Raw genomic sequence first — 16628 nt, 5'->3', positions numbered from 1 at the left:
ACGGGCGATGCCAGATGTTTTACCTGAGCCAGTTGGTTTTTGCCAGTTCGATTACCTCGTCACCACGGCCATTAATGATGGCGCGCAGCATATAGAGACTAAATCCTTTGGCCTGCTCCAGCTTGATCTGCGGCGGAATAGCCAGCTCCTCTTTGGCGACCACCACATCCACCAGCACGGGGCCGTCGAGGGAAAAGGCCCGCTGCAGCGCTTCGTCCACGTCGGCGGCTTTTTCCACCCGAATACCGGTAATCCCGCAGGCTTCGGCGATACGGGCGAAATTGGTATCGTGCAGTTCGGTGCCATCCGTCAGATAGCCACCAGCTTTCATCTCCATTGCCACAAATCCCAGTACGCTGTTGTTAAAGACCACAATTTTGAGCGGCAGCTTCATCTGCACCACTGACAGGAAATCCCCCATTAACATGCTGAATCCACCGTCGCCGCACATCGCCACCACCTGACGCTCCGGTGCGGTGGCTTTGGCGCCCAGCGCCTGTGGCATGGCGTTGGCCATTGAGCCGTGGTTAAACGAGCCCAGCAGACGCCGCTTGCCGTTCATTTTCAGGTAGCGCGCTGCCCAGACGGTAGGCGTGCCCACGTCACAGGTAAAGATGGCATCGTCGCTGGCGAAATGACTGATCTGCTGCGCCAGGTACTGCGGATGAATGGCTTTGTCACTCGGTTTCGCCAGCTCGTCCAGCCCCTTACGCGCATCGCGATAATCACTCAGGGCTTTATCAAGGAACTTACGATCGGTTTTTTGTTCAAGGTGGGGCAGCAGCGCGGCAAGCGTCGATTTGATATCACCCACCAGCGCCATATCCACCTTGCTGTGTGCGCCAATACTTGCCGGGTTGATATCAATCTGAATAATTTTGGCATCAGCCGGATAGAACGGACGGTAAGGGAACTGGGTGCCAAGTAAAACCAGCGTGTCGGCGTTCATCATGGTGTGGAAACCGCTGGAAAAACCAATCAGCCCGGTCATGCCCACATCGTACGGGTTATCGTACTCCACGTGCTCTTTGCCGCGCAGGGCGTGGACAATCGGTGCGTTAAGTTTGCCCGCAAATTCCAGCAACTCTTTATGCGCGCCCGCGCAGCCGCTGCCGCACATCAGGGCGATATTGCTGGAGTAACGCAGCAATTGAGCCAGTTTTTTGAGTTCTTCTTCTGTGGGGGTAACGACGGGCTGTGGCGCATGATACCAGTGTGTACTGGCACTTTCAGGCGCGGCTTTCAGCGCAACATCACCCGGTAAAACTACCACCGATACCCCACGATTCAGTACCGCTTTGCGCATGGCAATTGCCAGCACCTGAGGGATCTGCTCCGGAGTGGAAACCAGTTCGCAGTAGTGGCTGCATTCACGGAACAGTTCCTGAGGGTGCGTCTCCTGAAAATAGCCGCTGCCTATCTCTGTTGATGGAATATGTGCGGCAATCGCCAGCACCGGAACATGGTTACGATGACAGTCAAACAGACCGTTAATCAGATGCAGGTTTCCAGGCCCGCAGGAGCCCGCGCAAACGGCAAGCTCGCCGGTCAGCTGTGCCTCCGCACCTGCGGCAAACGCCGCCACTTCTTCATGACGGGTTGGCATCCATTCGATGGTTTTCATCTTGTTGAGGCTATCGCTTAGCCCGTTCAGTGAATCCCCAGTGACACCCCAGATACGTTTTACGCCAGCCTGCTCAAGTGTTTTTGCAATGTATGCAGCCACGGTTTGTTTCATGGTGATCCTTCTCCTTTTTGTGATACCGCTTACAAGCTTAGATGAAACTCGCCGCAACGCTCGGTGGATCCCCCTTATTAAAGGGTGCTTTTCATTGGTGACTATTCGTCATAATCTGATGATGCCTCGGGTAAAAACAGGAATAATTACAAATGGTTAAAACAATGTTAATTGCTGTTAATAGAAAGCTAGCGTGCGACGATCTCGGCAAACTCTTGTTACGACTTGCCGTGGGAGGGCTGATGTTGTTTCACGGCCTGCATAAGCTGTTTGGTGGAGTAGGGTTCATTAGCGGAATGCTGGTGGAGAAAGGGTTACCAGGGTTTATCGCCTACGGTGTGTTAATTGGTGAAGTGGTGGCCCCGGTTCTGATTGTTCTCGGTCTTTTCACGCGTCCGGCGGCACTGGTACTGGCGTTTACGATGGTGATCGCGTGGCTGATGGTGGGGACGGGCAAAACCTTCGCACTGGATGCGGTTGGCGCATGGGCGATTGAAAGCCTGGTGTACTTCTTTATCGGCGCACTGGCCGTGGCATTTTTAGGGGCGGGGCGTTACGCGGTGGGGAAAGATCCGGCCTGGCAGTAATGTCGTTACAGGTTGGGTAAACGCAGTGCCACCCGACAAAAAAGCCCGGTGGCGCTGACGCTTACCGGGCCTACAAGTGAACGTTTAGCGTTTAGGCAAGAACCAGATCGCCCTGCGGATGGCAGGAACACGCCAGCACGTAGCCTTCGGCGATTTCTGCGTCCGTTAACGTCATGGTGCTGGTGACGGTATAGTTGCCATCCACCACTTTTGTTTTGCAGCAACCGCACACGCCAGCGCGACAGGCGGCAACAACGGGGACTTTGTTGCTTTCCAGTGCTTCCAGTAGCGTAGTGCCTGCGCGGCCGAAGAAGGTCTGAGCCGGTTGCAGCCTGGTGAACTTCACGCCACTGGTCGCGGCTTCTGCCACTGGGGTAAAGAACTGCTCTTTAAAGAAGCGGGTCACGCCCAGCGCTTTCACTTCCTCTTCCACGATATCCATGTACGGCGCAGGGCCGCAGGTCATCACGGTGCGGGACGCGATATCCGGCACGCTTTGCAGCAGCTCACGGCTCAGGCGACCGGCAACAAAACCCTGTGTCGCGTTATTTTCAGCCACCAGCGTTACCGGGTAGTTACGCCATTCGTCGGCAAAAATGACATCTTCCGGCGAACGCACGCTGAAGATCACCTGCACATCGGCCTGCGGACGATTTTTTGCCAGCCAGCGACGCATCGACATCACCGGCGTAACCCCACAACCCGCTGCCAGCAGCAGGAATTTATCTTCCGTCTTATCATCACAGGTGAAATCACCCTGTGCATCAGACAGCCAGATATAATCCCCGCGCTTCACATCGCGGGTCAGCCACTGTGAACCTGCACCGTCATCAATCCGACGGATGGTGAGCGTAATGTATTCGCTCACACCCGGCGTAGAGGAGATGGTGTAGGCGCGCAGGGTGTCTGCGGAATTGCGGACACTGACCAGCGCATACTGACCTGCACGGTACGGATAGTAGTCATGGCACAGCAGTGACAGCGTCCACACATCCGGCGTTTCCTGATGGATGTGATGAACCTGCATCCGCCACGGACATTGTGAGGTTGGCATCGTCATGAATGGCTCCTTATGCGCTCAGCAGCTGCTGCATATCTTCTTCAACGGTGGTAACCGAACGTAGACCGAATTTCTCGTTCAGCACGGCCAGCAGATCTGGCGTCAGGAAGCCTGGCGCAGTCGGGCCGGTCACGATGTTGGTCACACCCAGAGAGAGAAGGGTCAGCAGGATGACAATCGCTTTCTGTTCGAACCAGGAGAGCACCAGTGACAGCGGCAAATCGTTCACGCCACAGCCCAGTTTTTCCGCCAGGGTTACCGCCAGAATGATGGCAGAGTATGCATCGTTACACTGACCGGCATCGACCAGACGCGGCAGGCCTTCGATGTTGCCGAAGTCCAGCTTGTTGAAACGGTATTTACCGCACGCCAGAGTCAGGATCAGGCAGTCTTGCGGTACGCTGGTGGCGAAATCGGTGAAGTAGTTACGCTCACCGCGCGCACCGTCGCAGCCGCCAATCAGGAAGATGTGGCGCAGTTTTTCACGGCTGACCAGATCAATCAGGGAATCGGCTGCACCCAGCAGGGTTTCGCGACCAAAGCCGACGGTGATCAGGTGTTCGATTTCGCTGTACGGGAAGCCGGCCATCTGCTGCGCCTGGGCAATAACCGGCGCAAAATCGTCACCTTCGAGGTGGCTTACACCCGGCCAGCCGACGATGCTGCGGGTCCAGATACGGTCATCATACGCGCCAACGGTTGGGTCGATGATGCAGTTCGAGGTCATCACAATTGGGCCCGGGAAGCGGGCAAATTCAACCTGCTGATTCTGCCAGCCGCTGCCGTAGTTCCCGACCAGATGTTTGAATTTACGCAGTTCCGGGTAGCCGTGAGCAGGCAGCATTTCGCCGTGGGTGTAGACGTTCACGCCCGTGCCTTCGGTCTGTTTCAGCAGGTTGTACAGATCTTTCAGGTCATGGCCGGAGATCAGGATACATTTGCCTTCGGTGGCTTTGACGTTGACCTGAGTTGGGGTTGGGTGACCGTAGGTGCTGGTTTCACCGGCATCCAGAATGCTCATCACTTTGAAGTTCATCTGGCCGATTTCCATTGAGCACTCCAGCAGAGCGTTCATATCGGAAGGCCAGGTGCCGAGCCATGCCATAATTTTGTGGTACTGGGCATAGATATCGTTGTCGTACTGGCCGAGCACGTGTGCGTGTTCCATATAGGCCGCAGCACCTTTCAGGCCGTACAGGCACAGCAGACGCAGGCCGAGGATGTTCTCACCAATCGCCGCTTTGTCTTTGTTCGGGGTAAATTCTGCCGCCTGACGCTGCAAATCGCCGAGGTCGTCGCTCACCAGCTGAAGGCTGGCCATTGGGTTATCAACACGGGCATTCGCGTCTGCATTCAGGGATTGTGCTTTCAGCGCTTCGCGCAGGGCGATGGCTTCACGGGCATAACCCACAATGCGAGGAGAATCAAAGTTGACGTTTGTTAACGTGGAGAAAAATGCGCGAGGTGCAAAACTGTCTACGTAGTGGTCGATAATGCCGTATTCACGGGCTTTAAACGCCCATGCAGAGAGGCCTTGCAGGGCAGCAATCAGCAGGTCCTGGAGGTCTGACGTTTCTGCCGTTTTGCCGCACATACCCTGCGCGTAGGAGCAGCCATTGCCTGCCGGGGTACGGATGGTTTGTTCACATTGCACACAAAACATAATCACACCTGTTAAAGTTATATTTGATATACATGTTTAAGGTTATGCTTGTGCCAGAACGGTGAAAAGTTCTTTCTGCTACAAAATAGAGGGATATTGATTTAGCGCAATTTTGGCGGCAGACAGGCTACCGCCAAAGAAGTATCAGGCGGAGAAGACCGCCATCAGAACAGGTACCAGCAGGCTTAAAATAAAACCGTGTACGATGGCGGCAGGCACCATCTCCAGCCCCCCGGAGCGTTGTAACACCGGCAGGGTAAAGTCCATCGAGGTTGCACCGCACAAACCCAGCGCGGTGGAGCGACTGCGGCGCACAAGACCCGGGATTAGCATAATGGCAATCAGCTCGCGCGCCAGGTCATTAAAGAAGGCGGCGCTGCCAATGACCGGGCCGAAAGATTCAGTGAGCAGGATCCCCGACAGCGAATACCAGCCAAACCCGGAAGCCATCGCAAGGCCCGTTTTCAGCGGCAGGTCGAGAATAAAGGCATTAATGACACCTGCGACCATTGAGCTGGCAATGACCACTACTGCAACCATCATTCCACGGCGATTAAGGACAATCTGCTTCAGCGTCATGCCATTATTTCGCAACTGAATACCGATCAGGAACAGGAGGAATATCAGGGTATATTCGCTGGCTTCGGTGGCGTGTTGTAAAAATGCCCATCCGGTTAATCCCAGCAGGAAACCCAGTACCACCACGCCGCACAGTTTTAATGATTCCAGCGCCATTGCAATTCGCGAAGGTAACTTTTCCTGATGGTGATGATTTTTCCACGGAATAGTCCGTTCGAGCCAAAACAGTGCCGCAATGTTGCACAGTAAAATAACCACAACAGTCACGATGGAATAATGAAGGATGGCCAGCAGATTGACGGCCAGGTTATCCAGGAATGCCAGGCTAATTCCCATAAAGAATAGAATGACGTAGACAATCCAACTGAGGAAGCGATTGATGAGCCTTAATGCTGATTCACGATGAAGTGGAATAAGGTAGCCCACAATCAGGGGCAGCAGAATGATTAAGAGTCCTGAAAACATGAACAGCCGGGTCCTTATGGGTATCTGTTGAGCGCCAGAGACACTACCCAATAAAGGCTGCCCAGTAAAGCGGCAAAAGAAAGCCGGGTGGCGGCTACGCCTTACCCGGCCTACAAATGGCACTGTGACGTAGGTCGGGTAAGCGTTAGCGCCACCCGACACCACACTCAGTTAATCGCGTTTTTCCAGCAGGGTGCGGTAAAGCACACCGCCCAGAATACCCCCGATGATTGGCATCACCCAGAACAGCCACAGCTGCTCAAGCGCCCAGCCACCCTGGAAAATCGCTACAGCGGTACTGCGCGCCGGGTTGACCGAGGTGTTGGTGACCGGAATGGAGATCAGGTGGATAAGCGTCAGCGCCAGACCAATGGCAATGGGCGCGAAACCGGCTGGTGCATGTTTGTCTGTTGCGCCGTGAATAACCAGCAGGAAGCCTGCTGTCAGCACAATTTCAATCACGATGGCAGACGTCATGGAGTAACCGCCCGGAGAGTGCTCACCAAAGCCGTTAGACGCAAAGCCGCTGGCTGCTGCATCAAAGCCTGCTTTACCGCTGGCAATAACATACAGAACGCCCGCCGCAATAATGCCGCCAATAACCTGCGCAACAATATAGCCAATAACTTCTTTTGCCGGGAAGCGACCGCCCGCCCACAGACCTAATGTCACCGCCGGGTTAAAATGACCGCCAGAAATATGTCCGACCGCAAACGCCATTGTTAATACGGTTAAGCCAAATGCCAGAGCCACACCAACAAAACCAATCCCTAATTCCGGGAATGCTGCTGCCAAAACCGCGCTACCGCAGCCACCAAACACCAGCCAGAATGTACCAAAACATTCTGCCGCTAATTTTCTGAACATAACCACCTCAAAAATAAATTTCCGCACACTTTCCCGCGTACGGGTTATATCGTCATAAAGGGATGACGACTCAAAGAGTCATTATTTTAGAAACCAACAACACCCCTTCGCCACTTAAATAAATTCGATAAATTTGATTTAAGGCAATGTGATGTCAATCCTTGTTCAAACTGGAGGTTAATACAGCATAGTCCAATTCTCGGGCGGTAGTATCTTGTCTGGTTATCCCTATTTCAAACAAAACGTAGAGGGGAAATTCTGATTTTTTCGTGCGGCTTCGGAATAACCGAGGTGTATTCCTGTGTTATGCAGGGCTTCCGCCCGCTATACTGCTGATAACTTGAAGGAAAAAGCGACCTTTTCGCGGGGGATTTATGCTTCTCGAACGTGTGGAGATTGTGGGATTTCGCGGTATTAACCGCCTGTCGCTGACGCTTGAGCAGAACAACGTTCTGATCGGGGAGAACGCCTGGGGTAAGTCCAGCCTGCTGGATGCGCTTACGTTGCTGCTGTCACCGGAAGATGATCTGTACCACTTTGTGCATGATGACTTCTGGTTTCCGCCGGGCGACGTGATGGGGCGTGAAAAACATCTGCATATTATTCTGACGTTCCGCGAGTCTGAACCGGGCCGGCACCGTGTGCGGCGCTTTCGCCCGATGTCACCGTGTTGGGTTCCCTGCGATGACGATTTCCACCGTATCTTCTACCGCCTGGAAGGCGAGCTGGGAGAAAACGACAGCGTGTTAACCCTGCGAGAATTCCTGGATGAGAAAGGCAACCCCATTCCTCTGGACAACATCGACGAACTGGCCCGCCACCTTATTCGCCTGACCCCGGTGCTGCGTTTGCGTGATGCGCGATTTATGCGCCGTATCCGTAACGGCACCGTACCGAATATGCCGGAAGCGGAAGTCACCGCACGCGAACTGGATTTTCTGGCGCGCGAACTGGTTTCCCGCCCGCAAAATTTAACCGACGGTCAGATCCGCCAGGGGCTCTCGGCGATGGTACAGCTGCTGGAACACTACTTTTCCGAGCAGGGGACATCGCAATCCCGCAACCGCCTGATGCGTCGCCGCTCTCATGATGAACAGCGAAGCTGGCGGTATCTCGACATCATCAACCGGATGATCGACAAACCCGGCGGGCGCAGCCACCGGGTGATCCTGCTGGGGCTGTTTTCCACACTGTTGCAGGCGAAGGGGACTGTCCGGCTGGACAGGGACGCCCGCCCGTTGCTACTGGTGGAGGATCCTGAAACCCGTCTGCATCCCATTATGCTTTCCGTTGCCTGGCATTTGCTGAATCTGCTGCCGTTGCAACGCATAACGACCACCAACTCCGGGGAACTGCTGTCGCTCACACCTGTTGAGTACGTCTGTCGTCTGGTGCGTGAGTCCTCACGCGTTTCTGCTTATCGGTTAGGGCCGGGTGGCTTAAATGCGGAAGATGGTCGCCGCATCGCATTCCATATCCGTTTTAATCGCGCTTCGTCGCTCTTCGCACGCTGCTGGCTGCTGGTGGAAGGGGAAACGGAGACCTGGGTCATTAACGAGCTGGCGCGCCAGTGTGGGCACCATTTCGATGCCGAAGGCATTAAGGTGATTGAGTTTGCCCAGTCGGGGCTAAAGCCACTCATCAAGTTTGCCCGTCGCATGGGAATTGAATGGTACGTTCTGGTGGACGGTGACGAAGCGGGGAAAAAATACGCCGCCACCGTTCGCAGCCTGCTGAATAACGAGCGGGAAGAAGAGCGTGACCATTTGACCATGCTTCCGGCCATGGACATGGAACACTTTATGTATCGTCAGGGATTTGATGACGTTTTCCACCGCGTCGCCATGGTGCCGGTTGATGTACCGATGAATTTGCGCCGGGTGATCGCCAAGGCGATTCATCGTTCGTCAAAACCGGATTTAGCCATTGAAGTGGCGGCAGAGGCGGGAAGAAGGGGCGTGGAGTCGGTGCCGACGTTACTGCGGAAAATGTTCTCCCGCGTGCTGTGGCTGGCACGCGGGAGAGCCGATTAACTGCGGGTTGCCTGGGTAACCTGAGCGATCAGGCTATCCAGCAGTTCATAACGGCGGCGATACTCAGAGCGCTTTTTGCTCGCAATCTCTTCCATCGGTTTGCGCGGCATGGTGAGCGGCAGAGCGAAGTTGCCGTTATCACGTTGCTCACCGCCAATGGAAAGCCAGAAGCTGTCGTAATCTGCCAGCAGTTTGCCCTCTTTTTTCTTGCGATAACGCCAGCTTCGATAGATGTGGGTGGCGTTACTCACCGCAACAATCTGCTCAACCGGGAAGGCGGCTCCCAGCGTCATTGCGGCTTCGACCAGCAGACGTTTTGGGAACAGGCCGTGGCAGGCTTTCGTCGCGCCCTGGATCAGCTCGTGAGGAACATGCGCTTTTGCACCCTGCAATCCGCCAATAAAGAGCGTGGATTTCCCTTCATACTGGCAAAGGGTAAAGGTCATCTCAGCCAGCACGGTGTTCTGATGGTCGCAAAATGCCAGCGTCGCTTCACCTTCTTTATCAAGGAAGGCATCGGCGCACAGACGCACAGTAAATTGCTGATCATCTTTGCCTGATAAGGTCAGCAGCGTCGTACCCGGTTTAGACAAATAGCCGTTCATCAGGGTTACCGGAAGATGGCGGCTCATTGCCTGGTAGTGCCAGTTGATAGACTCCAGCGCGTGCTGGCGGGTCAAATTGACCGTCAGCCACGGGCGATGCAGACGACACGGCAGACCAGGCTGCACCTGTAGCATTTGCATTAAGCGGGGTTGTTTTGCCAGGTTTGCCAGCAGGCGCGCGGTACTGAATGGCGTTGCCAGCGAACGTAACATGAATTTACGTCGATAAGAGGGATTTTGCCATGCAAGCCCAGGCGTGAGATTGCCAGACGCAAGGCTCTTGAACAGCTGCCAGCCGGATTTGGGTTGCGGCTGATGTGAAAAGGGTGTGTCGACGATGGAAGACATGATAGATCTCGCTTCTTTTGGCAGACCTTTATTTCAGCAGGAGGTATATCAACATCTCGTAAACAAATTGTGACGATTCCAGGAAACAGGGGTTTCGTTGAGGAGTGGTTTAGTTAGAATCAACAGTTATGATTGCCAGAACATTTATTTGGAATATTTATGAACCTCAAGGGAAAACGCAGAAAGCTGTTACTGCTGCTGGCGGTGGTCGTGTTAGTGGGCGGGTACTGGTTGTGGCAGGTGCTGAATGCGCCCGTGCCGCAATACCAGACGCTGATCGTACGTCCGGGTGAGCTGCAACAAAACGTCCTGGCGACAGGCAAACTGGATGCCCTGCGCAAGGTTGATGTCGGGGCTCAGGTCAGCGGTCAGTTGAAAACCCTGTCGGTTGAGATTGGCGACAAGGTGAAGAAAGGTCAGTTGCTGGGGGTTATTGATCCTGAGCAGGCTGAAAACCAGATCCGTGAAGTGGAAGCCACGCTAATGGAGCTGCGCGCCCAGCGTAGCCAGGCACAGGCGGAGCGTAATCTCGCCCAGGTGACGTTAACCCGTCAGCAGGCGCTGGCCAAAACACAGGCCATCTCAAAACAGGATCTGGACACCGCCGCGACCGAGCTTGCAGTCAAACAGGCGCAGATTGGCACCATTGACGCGCAAATCAAGCGCAATCAGGCCTCGCTGGATACGGCAAAAACCAACCTCGATTACACGAAAATCGTGGCACCAATGGCCGGGGAAGTGACGCAAATCACCACCCTCCAGGGACAAACGGTGATCGCCGCGCAACAGGCACCGAATATCCTGACGCTGGCGGATATGAGTACCATGCTGGTTAAAGCACAGGTATCTGAAGCGGATGTTATCCATCTTAAGCCGGGACAAAATGCCTGGTTTACGGTGCTGGGTGACCCGCAAACCCGCTATGAAGGCGTGCTGAAAGATATCCTGCCGACGCCGGAAAAAGTGAACGATGCCATCTTCTACTATGCCCGCTTTGAAGTGCCAAACCCGCAGGGTGTGTTGCGTCTGGACATGACCGCACAGGTACACATTCAACTGACCGGGGTGAAAAACGTGCTCACCATTCCGTTGTCTGCCCTGGGGGAATCGGCAGGCGACAGCCGTTATAAAATCAAAGTGCTGCGTGCCGGTGAAACCCGCGAACGTGAAGTCACGATTGGTGCACGCAATGACACCGATGTGGTGATTGCCAAAGGGCTGGAAGAGGGCGAAGAAGTGGTTATCAGCGAAAGCCATCCCGGAGCCGCTAAATGACGGCATTGCTGGAGCTGAACAACATTCACCGTAGCTATCCATCAGGTGACGGGCCGGTTGATGTGCTAAAGGGGATCTCCCTGCGCGTGGAAGCGGGTGAGATGGTGGCGATTGTCGGGGCGTCTGGCTCCGGTAAATCCACGCTTATGAACATCCTTGGCTGTCTGGATAAACCTACCCGCGGCACCTATCGCGTGGCGGGGACGGATGTCTCCACGCTGGATGGCGATGCGCTGGCGAAACTTCGCCGTGAACACTTTGGGTTTATCTTCCAGCGTTATCATCTGCTTTCTCACCTGAGTGCGGCGCAGAACGTTGAAGTGCCTGCGGTGTATGCCGGTGTTGAGCGGAAAAAACGGCTGGAACGCGCGCAGGCGTTGCTGACGCGTCTTGGGCTGGCGGAGCGTGTGGATTACCAGCCGTCACAGCTTTCAGGCGGCCAGCAACAGCGTGTGAGTATTGCACGCGCGCTGATGAACGGCGGGCAGGTGATTCTGGCGGATGAACCGACTGGTGCGCTCGACAGCCGTTCTGGCGAAGAGGTGATGGCGATCCTCCATCAGCTGCGTGACCAGGGGCATACGGTAATTATCGTCACCCACGATCCGCTGGTGGCGGCACAGGCGGAACGGATCATTGAGATCCACGATGGCGAGCTGGTCAGCAACCCGCCTCCAAACCCGTCAAAGGCGGCAGCACCGAAAGAGGTATTGCCTGCGTCAGGCGGCTGGGGGCAGTTTGCCAGCGGTTTTCGCGAAGCCCTGACGATGGCCTGGCTGGCGATGGCGGCCAACAAGATGCGCACATTGCTCACCATGCTCGGCATCATCATCGGGATCGCCTCGGTGGTGTCGATTGTGGTGGTGGGTGATGCGGCAAAACAGATGGTGCTGGCGGATATCCGGGCGATAGGCACCAATACCATTGATGTCTATCCCGGCAAAGATTTTGGCGATGACGAGCCTCAATATCAGCAGGCGCTGAAGTACGATGACTTAATGGCGATCCAAAAACAGCCGTGGGTTAACTCCGCCACGCCTGCGGTATCGCAAAATTTACGCCTGCGCTACGGCAATATCGACGTGGCGGCCAGTGCTAACGGCGTTAACGGTGACTATTTTAACGTGTACGGGATGACCTTCAGCGAAGGGGCAACCTTTAACGCGGAACAGCTGGCTGGCCGGGCGCAGGTGGTTGTGCTGGACGCCAACTCGCGCAGGCAGCTTTTCCCGGATAAGACGAATGTGGTGGGTGAGGTTATCCTGGTAGGAAACATGCCTGCCACGGTCATCGGGGTGGCGGAAGAGAAACAGTCGATGTTTGGCAGCAGCAAGATTTTGCGCGTCTGGCTGCCCTACACCACGATTTCCGGGCGGATCATGGGACAGTCCTGGCTGAACTCCATCACTGTTCGTGTGAAAGAGGGCTACGACAGTGCGCTCGCCGAACAGCAGCTTGAGCGTCTGCTGACGTTGCGCCACGGGAAGAAGGATTTCTTTACCTGGAACATGGACGGCCTGTTGAAAACGGCTGAAAAGACCACACATACTCTTCAGCTGTTCCTGACGCTGGTCGCGGTGATTTCGCTGGTTGTGGGTGGCATCGGAGTGATGAATATCATGCTGGTGTCGGTGACAGAGCGCACACGAGAGATTGGCATTCGCATGGCGGTTGGGGCCAGGGCAAGCGATGTACTGCAACAGTTTTTGATAGAAGCGGTGCTGGTGTGCCTGGTGGGCGGCGCGATGGGGATTGCCTTATCGATGATTATCGCCTTCACCTTAAAGCTCTTTTTACCCGGTTGGGAGATTGGCTTCTCGCCAGTGGCGATCCTCACCGCATTTTTGTGTTCGACTTTTACCGGCATCTTGTTTGGCTGGCTGCCGGCGCGAAACGCAGCGCGGTTAGATCCGGTGGATGCGCTGGCTCGGGAATAGCCCGAAAATAAAAATGCCAGCCGATCGGGCTGGCATTTTGCCTGCGGGATGTACACAATGAAACAGAGGGCTAAGCAACAACTTCTGCTTCGATGGGCACGATGACGCTGGCATGATTGCCCTTCGGACCCTGGTGTACATCGAACCGAACCGATTGTCCGGCTTTGAGCGTTCTGTAACCATCCATCTGAATGGTGGAATAGTGAGCGAAGATATCCTCGCCGCCGCCTTCGGGGCAGATAAACCCAAACCCTTTGGCGTTGTTGAACCACTTAACAGTACCCATTTCCATGCTTCGACATCCTTCGTAAATCTTATAAATTAAGATGGAATGAACCGGTGGTGGAGTGGGGGCTGTTCAAAACCTCGCCATCTCACGCCTGTACAATTTAGATAAACGAAACAAGGCGTCAAGAGTTTGGCGTTGGAGTTGGGACAATAATCAACCAAAATTTGAAGCAGTTAACGCTATTGCAACAGTTTGTGACAGACATCGCGGATGACAGTAATAGATGATTGTTATCTAACATCTGAGGTAGATTCATAGTGATTATGCAAAATGGGTAAGACGAACGACTGGCTGGATTTTGACCAGCTGGCGGAAGACAAAGTGCGTGACGCGCTAAAACCGCCATCCATGTATAAAGTAATGTTAATGAACGATGATTACACGCCGATGGAATTTGTTATTGACGTGCTACAAAAGTTCTTTTCTTATGATGTAGAACGTGCAACGCAACTGATGCTTACCGTTCATTATCGTGGCAAAGCTATCTGCGGCATCTTTACCGCCGAAGTGGCAGAAACCAAAGTGGCGATGGTGAACGACTATGCGAGGGAGAACGAGCATCCGTTGCTGTGTACGCTGGAAAAGGCCTGATAAGGCATAAAATTGGGGGAGGTGCCTATGCTCAATCAAGAACTGGAACTCAGTTTAAACATGGCTTTCGCCAGAGCGCGTGAGCACCGACATGAGTTTATGACCGTCGAGCATTTACTGCTCGCACTGCTTAGCAACCCATCCGCCCGCGAAGCGCTGGAAGCCTGCTCCGTGGATCTGGTGGCGCTACGTCAGGAACTCGAAGCCTTCATCGAACAAACTACGCCGGTGCTGCCTGCCAGTGAAGAAGAGCGCGACACGCAGCCGACGCTTAGCTTCCAGCGTGTATTGCAGCGTGCGGTCTTCCACGTCCAGTCTTCCGGGCGTAGCGAAGTGACTGGCGCTAATGTGCTGGTTGCCATCTTTAGCGAGCAGGAGTCACAGGCTGCCTATCTGCTGCGCAAACACGAAGTCAGCCGACTCGACGTGGTTAACTTTATCTCTCACGGAACGCGAAAAGACGAGCCTAACCAGGCATCGGATTCCAGCAATCAGGTCAATAACAATGAAGAGCAAGCAGGCGGGGAGGATCGTATGGAAAACTTCACCACCAACCTTAACCAGCTTGCTCGCGTGGGCGGTATCGACCCGCTGATTGGCCGCGATAAAGAGCTGGAGCGCGCGATCCAGGTGCTGTGCCGTCGCCGCAAGAACAACCCGCTGCTGGTGGGTGAGTCTGGCGTGGGTAAAACTGCGATTGCCGAAGGTCTGGCCTGGCGTATTGTGCAGGGCGATGTGCCGGAAGTGATTGCCGATTGCACTATCTATTCGCTGGATATCGGTTCGCTGCTGGCGGGCACCAAATACCGTGGCGATTTCGAAAAACGCTTCAAGGCGCTGTTAAAACAGCTTGAACAAGATACCAACAGCATTCTGTTTATCGATGAAATCCATACCATCATCGGTGCTGGTGCGGCCTCTGGTGGCCAGGTGGATGCTGCTAACCTGATCAAACCGCTGCTCTCCAGCGGCAAGATCCGCGTGATTGGCTCCACGACCTACCAGGAGTTCAGCAACATCTTTGAGAAAGACCGTGCGCTGGCGCGTCGCTTCCAGAAAATCGATGTGACTGAACCGTCCGTCGAGGAAACGGTGCAGATCATCAACGGCCTGAAGCCGAAGTACGAAGCGCACCACGACGTGCGTTACACCGCGAAAGCGGTACGTGCGGCGGTAGAGCTGGCGGTGAAATACATCAACGATCGTCATTTGCCTGATAAGGCGATTGATGTGATTGATGAGGCAGGTGCGCGTGCGCGCCTGATGCCAGCCAGCAAGCGTAAGAAAACCGTTAACGTGGCGGATATCGAGTCTGTAGTCGCTCGTATCGCGCGTATCCCTGAGAAGAGCGTTTCTCAGAGCGACCGCGACACGCTGCGTACGCTCGGCAATCGCCTGAAGATGCTGGTCTTTGGTCAGGATAAAGCCATTGAGGCCTTAACTGAGGCTATCAAGATGGCCCGTGCCGGACTGGGGCATGACCATAAACCTGTGGGTTCCTTCCTGTTCGCCGGCCCGACCGGTGTGGGGAAAACCGAGGTGACGGTTCAGCTCTCTAAAGCACTGGGCATTGAGCTGCTGCGTTTTGACATGTCTGAGTACATGGAGCGTCACACTGTCAGCCGTCTGATTGGTGCGCCTCCGGGATATGTTGGCTTCGACCAGGGCGGCCTGCTCACCGACGCGGTCATTAAGCATCCGCACGCGGTATTGCTGCTTGATGAAATCGAGAAAGCGCACCCGGACGTGTTCAACATCCTGTTACAGGTGATGGACAACGGTACGCTGACCGATAACAACGGGCGCAAGGCGGACTTCCGCAACGTGGTGCTGGTGATGACCACCAACGCCGGGGTACGTGAAACCGAGCGTAAATCCATTGGGCTCATCCACCAGGATAACAGCACCGATGCGATGGAAGAGATCAAGAAGATCTTTACGCCGGAATTCCGTAACCGTCTGGACAACATTATCTGGTTCGATCACCTGTCTACCGAGGTGATCCATCAGGTCGTGGATAAGTTCATCGTCGAGTTGCAGGTTCAGCTGGATCAGAAAGGCGTGTCGCTGGAAGTGAGCCAGGAGGCCCGCAACTGGCTGGCTGAGAAAGGCTACGACCGTGCGATGGGAGCGCGTCCAATGGCGCGTGTGATTCAGGACAACCTGAAGAAACCGCTGGCGAACGAGCTGCTGTTTGGCTCGCTGGTGGACGGCGGCCAGGTGACGGTGGCGCTGGATCAGGCGAAGAATGAGCTGACGTATGATTTTCAGAGTGCGCAGAAGCATAAGCCTGAAGCGGCTCACTAAATTAAACGTTGAACTTAAAAACCGGGCATTTGCCCGGTTTTTTTATGCCAGCAAGGTAAAAGCAAAACGGCAACGGCGTTGTCGTTTTTAGTGTTTGTTCCCTCTCCCTGTGGGAGAGGGCCAGGGTGAGGGCATCAGGCCAAGGTAAAAGTAAAACGACCACAGCGTTGTCGTTTTTAGTGTTTGTACCCTCTCCCTGTGGGAGAGGGCTAGGGTGAGGGCATCAGGCCGCAGAGGAACTTTGCGAGGCGCTTTCCAGTTTCTTTCGAAGTCTATTGCTGGAT

Annotated in this window: 13 protein-coding genes; 6 read left to right on the top strand and 7 right to left on the bottom strand. The window is 54.6% G+C overall.

What is annotated here, in order from left to right; translation table 11 throughout:
- Positions 1-19 precede the first annotated feature (19 nt).
- Positions 20-1738, bottom strand: coding sequence for a ubiquinone-dependent pyruvate dehydrogenase (gene poxB, locus F3J30_RS09755; protein ID WP_166717095.1), 1719 nt, complete (start codon positions 1736-1738; stop codon positions 20-22).
- A gap of 152 nt (positions 1739-1890) precedes the next feature.
- On the opposite strand from poxB, the gene F3J30_RS09750 reads away from it, so the two are divergent.
- Positions 1891-2325, top strand: coding sequence for a DoxX family protein (locus F3J30_RS09750; RefSeq protein ID WP_166717094.1), 435 nt, complete (start codon positions 1891-1893; stop codon positions 2323-2325).
- 91 nt (positions 2326-2416) lie between these two features.
- Here the strand turns inward: F3J30_RS09750 and hcr are convergent, their stop codons facing one another.
- The 4 genes from hcr to aqpZ all read right to left on the bottom strand — a co-directional run bounded on the left by hcr (position 2417) and on the right by aqpZ (position 6959).
- On the bottom strand, positions 2417-3385 hold the full coding sequence (gene hcr, locus F3J30_RS09745; RefSeq protein WP_166717093.1) for an NADH oxidoreductase: 969 nt from the start codon (positions 3383-3385) through the stop codon (positions 2417-2419).
- A 10-nt stretch (positions 3386-3395) separates the two neighbouring features.
- Positions 3396-5048, bottom strand: coding sequence for a hydroxylamine reductase (hcp, locus tag F3J30_RS09740; RefSeq protein ID WP_014069551.1), 1653 nt, complete (start codon positions 5046-5048; stop codon positions 3396-3398).
- 144 nt (positions 5049-5192) lie between these two features.
- On the bottom strand, positions 5193-6092 hold the full coding sequence (locus F3J30_RS09735) for a lysine exporter LysO family protein (RefSeq protein WP_014069552.1): 900 nt from the start codon (positions 6090-6092) through the stop codon (positions 5193-5195).
- A 171-nt stretch (positions 6093-6263) separates the two neighbouring features.
- Positions 6264-6959, bottom strand: a complete 696-nt coding sequence (aqpZ, locus tag F3J30_RS09730; RefSeq protein WP_166717092.1) for an aquaporin Z — start codon at positions 6957-6959, stop codon at positions 6264-6266.
- Positions 6960-7333: 374 nt separating this feature from the next.
- Between aqpZ and F3J30_RS09725 the strand changes: the two genes are divergently transcribed.
- The gene (locus tag F3J30_RS09725) at positions 7334-8992 is read left to right on the top strand and encodes an ATP-dependent endonuclease (protein WP_166717091.1); all 1659 of its coding nucleotides are present in this window, start codon (positions 7334-7336) and stop codon (positions 8990-8992) included.
- Here the strand turns inward: F3J30_RS09725 and F3J30_RS09720 are convergent.
- A complete protein-coding gene (locus F3J30_RS09720; protein WP_166717090.1) occupies positions 8989-9945 on the bottom strand; it encodes a VirK/YbjX family protein in 957 nt (318 codons plus the stop codon). The two genes, F3J30_RS09725 and F3J30_RS09720, sit on opposite strands and share 4 nt — an antisense overlap.
- 159 nt (positions 9946-10104) lie before the next feature.
- Between F3J30_RS09720 and macA the strand changes: the two genes are divergently transcribed.
- Together macA and macB are read left to right on the top strand one after the other, a co-directional pair.
- Entirely contained in the window at positions 10105-11220 is a 1116-nt protein-coding gene (gene macA, locus F3J30_RS09715; protein WP_014069556.1) for a macrolide transporter subunit MacA, read from the top strand.
- Positions 11217-13157, top strand: coding sequence for a macrolide ABC transporter ATP-binding protein/permease MacB (gene macB / locus F3J30_RS09710; protein WP_166717089.1), 1941 nt, complete (start codon positions 11217-11219; stop codon positions 13155-13157). The genes macA and macB overlap by 4 nt, the downstream gene beginning before the upstream one ends.
- Positions 13158-13227: 70 nt before the next feature.
- Here the strand turns inward: macB and cspD are convergent, their stop codons facing one another.
- Positions 13228-13449, bottom strand: a complete 222-nt coding sequence (gene cspD, locus F3J30_RS09705; protein WP_014069558.1) for a cold shock-like protein CspD — start codon at positions 13447-13449, stop codon at positions 13228-13230.
- 267 nt (positions 13450-13716) lie between these two features.
- Here cspD and clpS point away from each other — a divergent pair, with 267 nt between their 5' ends.
- Both clpS and clpA read left to right on the top strand, forming a co-directional pair.
- The gene (clpS, locus tag F3J30_RS09700) at positions 13717-14037 is read left to right on the top strand and encodes an ATP-dependent Clp protease adapter ClpS (protein ID WP_006174393.1); all 321 of its coding nucleotides are present in this window, start codon (positions 13717-13719) and stop codon (positions 14035-14037) included.
- A gap of 27 nt (positions 14038-14064) precedes the next feature.
- Positions 14065-16344 (top strand): ATP-dependent Clp protease ATP-binding subunit ClpA, encoded by a 2280-nt coding sequence (gene clpA, locus F3J30_RS09695; RefSeq protein WP_014069560.1) that lies wholly within the window; start codon positions 14065-14067, stop codon positions 16342-16344.
- Positions 16345-16628: the final 284 nt, after the last annotated feature.

The sequence above is a fragment of the Enterobacter sp. Tr-810 genome (assembly GCF_011752765.1).
Lineage (GTDB): Bacteria > Pseudomonadota > Gammaproteobacteria > Enterobacterales > Enterobacteriaceae > Enterobacter > Enterobacter soli.
The sequence above is the reverse complement of the archived record's forward strand: the minus strand, read 5'-3'. Positions and strand labels throughout refer to the sequence as shown.

What these genes read in the sequence shown, in the direction of transcription:
- poxB (WP_166717095.1), bottom strand. Translation starts at nt 1,738, where the DNA reads ATGAAACAAACCGTGGCTGCATACATTGCAAAAACACTTGAGCAGGCT.
- F3J30_RS09750 (WP_166717094.1), top strand. Translation starts at nt 1,891, where the DNA reads ATGGTTAAAACAATGTTAATTGCTGTTAATAGAAAGCTAGCGTGCGAC.
- hcr (WP_166717093.1), bottom strand. Translation starts at nt 3,385, where the DNA reads ATGACGATGCCAACCTCACAATGTCCGTGGCGGATGCAGGTTCATCAC.
- hcp (WP_014069551.1), bottom strand. Translation starts at nt 5,048, where the DNA reads ATGTTTTGTGTGCAATGTGAACAAACCATCCGTACCCCGGCAGGCAAT.
- F3J30_RS09735 (WP_014069552.1), bottom strand. Translation starts at nt 6,092, where the DNA reads ATGTTTTCAGGACTCTTAATCATTCTGCTGCCCCTGATTGTGGGCTAC.
- aqpZ (WP_166717092.1), bottom strand. Translation starts at nt 6,959, where the DNA reads ATGTTCAGAAAATTAGCGGCAGAATGTTTTGGTACATTCTGGCTGGTG.
- F3J30_RS09725 (WP_166717091.1), top strand. Translation starts at nt 7,334, where the DNA reads ATGCTTCTCGAACGTGTGGAGATTGTGGGATTTCGCGGTATTAACCGC.
- F3J30_RS09720 (WP_166717090.1), bottom strand. Translation starts at nt 9,945, where the DNA reads ATGTCTTCCATCGTCGACACACCCTTTTCACATCAGCCGCAACCCAAA.
- macA (WP_014069556.1), top strand. Translation starts at nt 10,105, where the DNA reads ATGAACCTCAAGGGAAAACGCAGAAAGCTGTTACTGCTGCTGGCGGTG.
- macB (WP_166717089.1), top strand. Translation starts at nt 11,217, where the DNA reads ATGACGGCATTGCTGGAGCTGAACAACATTCACCGTAGCTATCCATCA.
- cspD (WP_014069558.1), bottom strand. Translation starts at nt 13,449, where the DNA reads ATGGAAATGGGTACTGTTAAGTGGTTCAACAACGCCAAAGGGTTTGGG.
- clpS (WP_006174393.1), top strand. Translation starts at nt 13,717, where the DNA reads ATGGGTAAGACGAACGACTGGCTGGATTTTGACCAGCTGGCGGAAGAC.
- clpA (WP_014069560.1), top strand. Translation starts at nt 14,065, where the DNA reads ATGCTCAATCAAGAACTGGAACTCAGTTTAAACATGGCTTTCGCCAGA.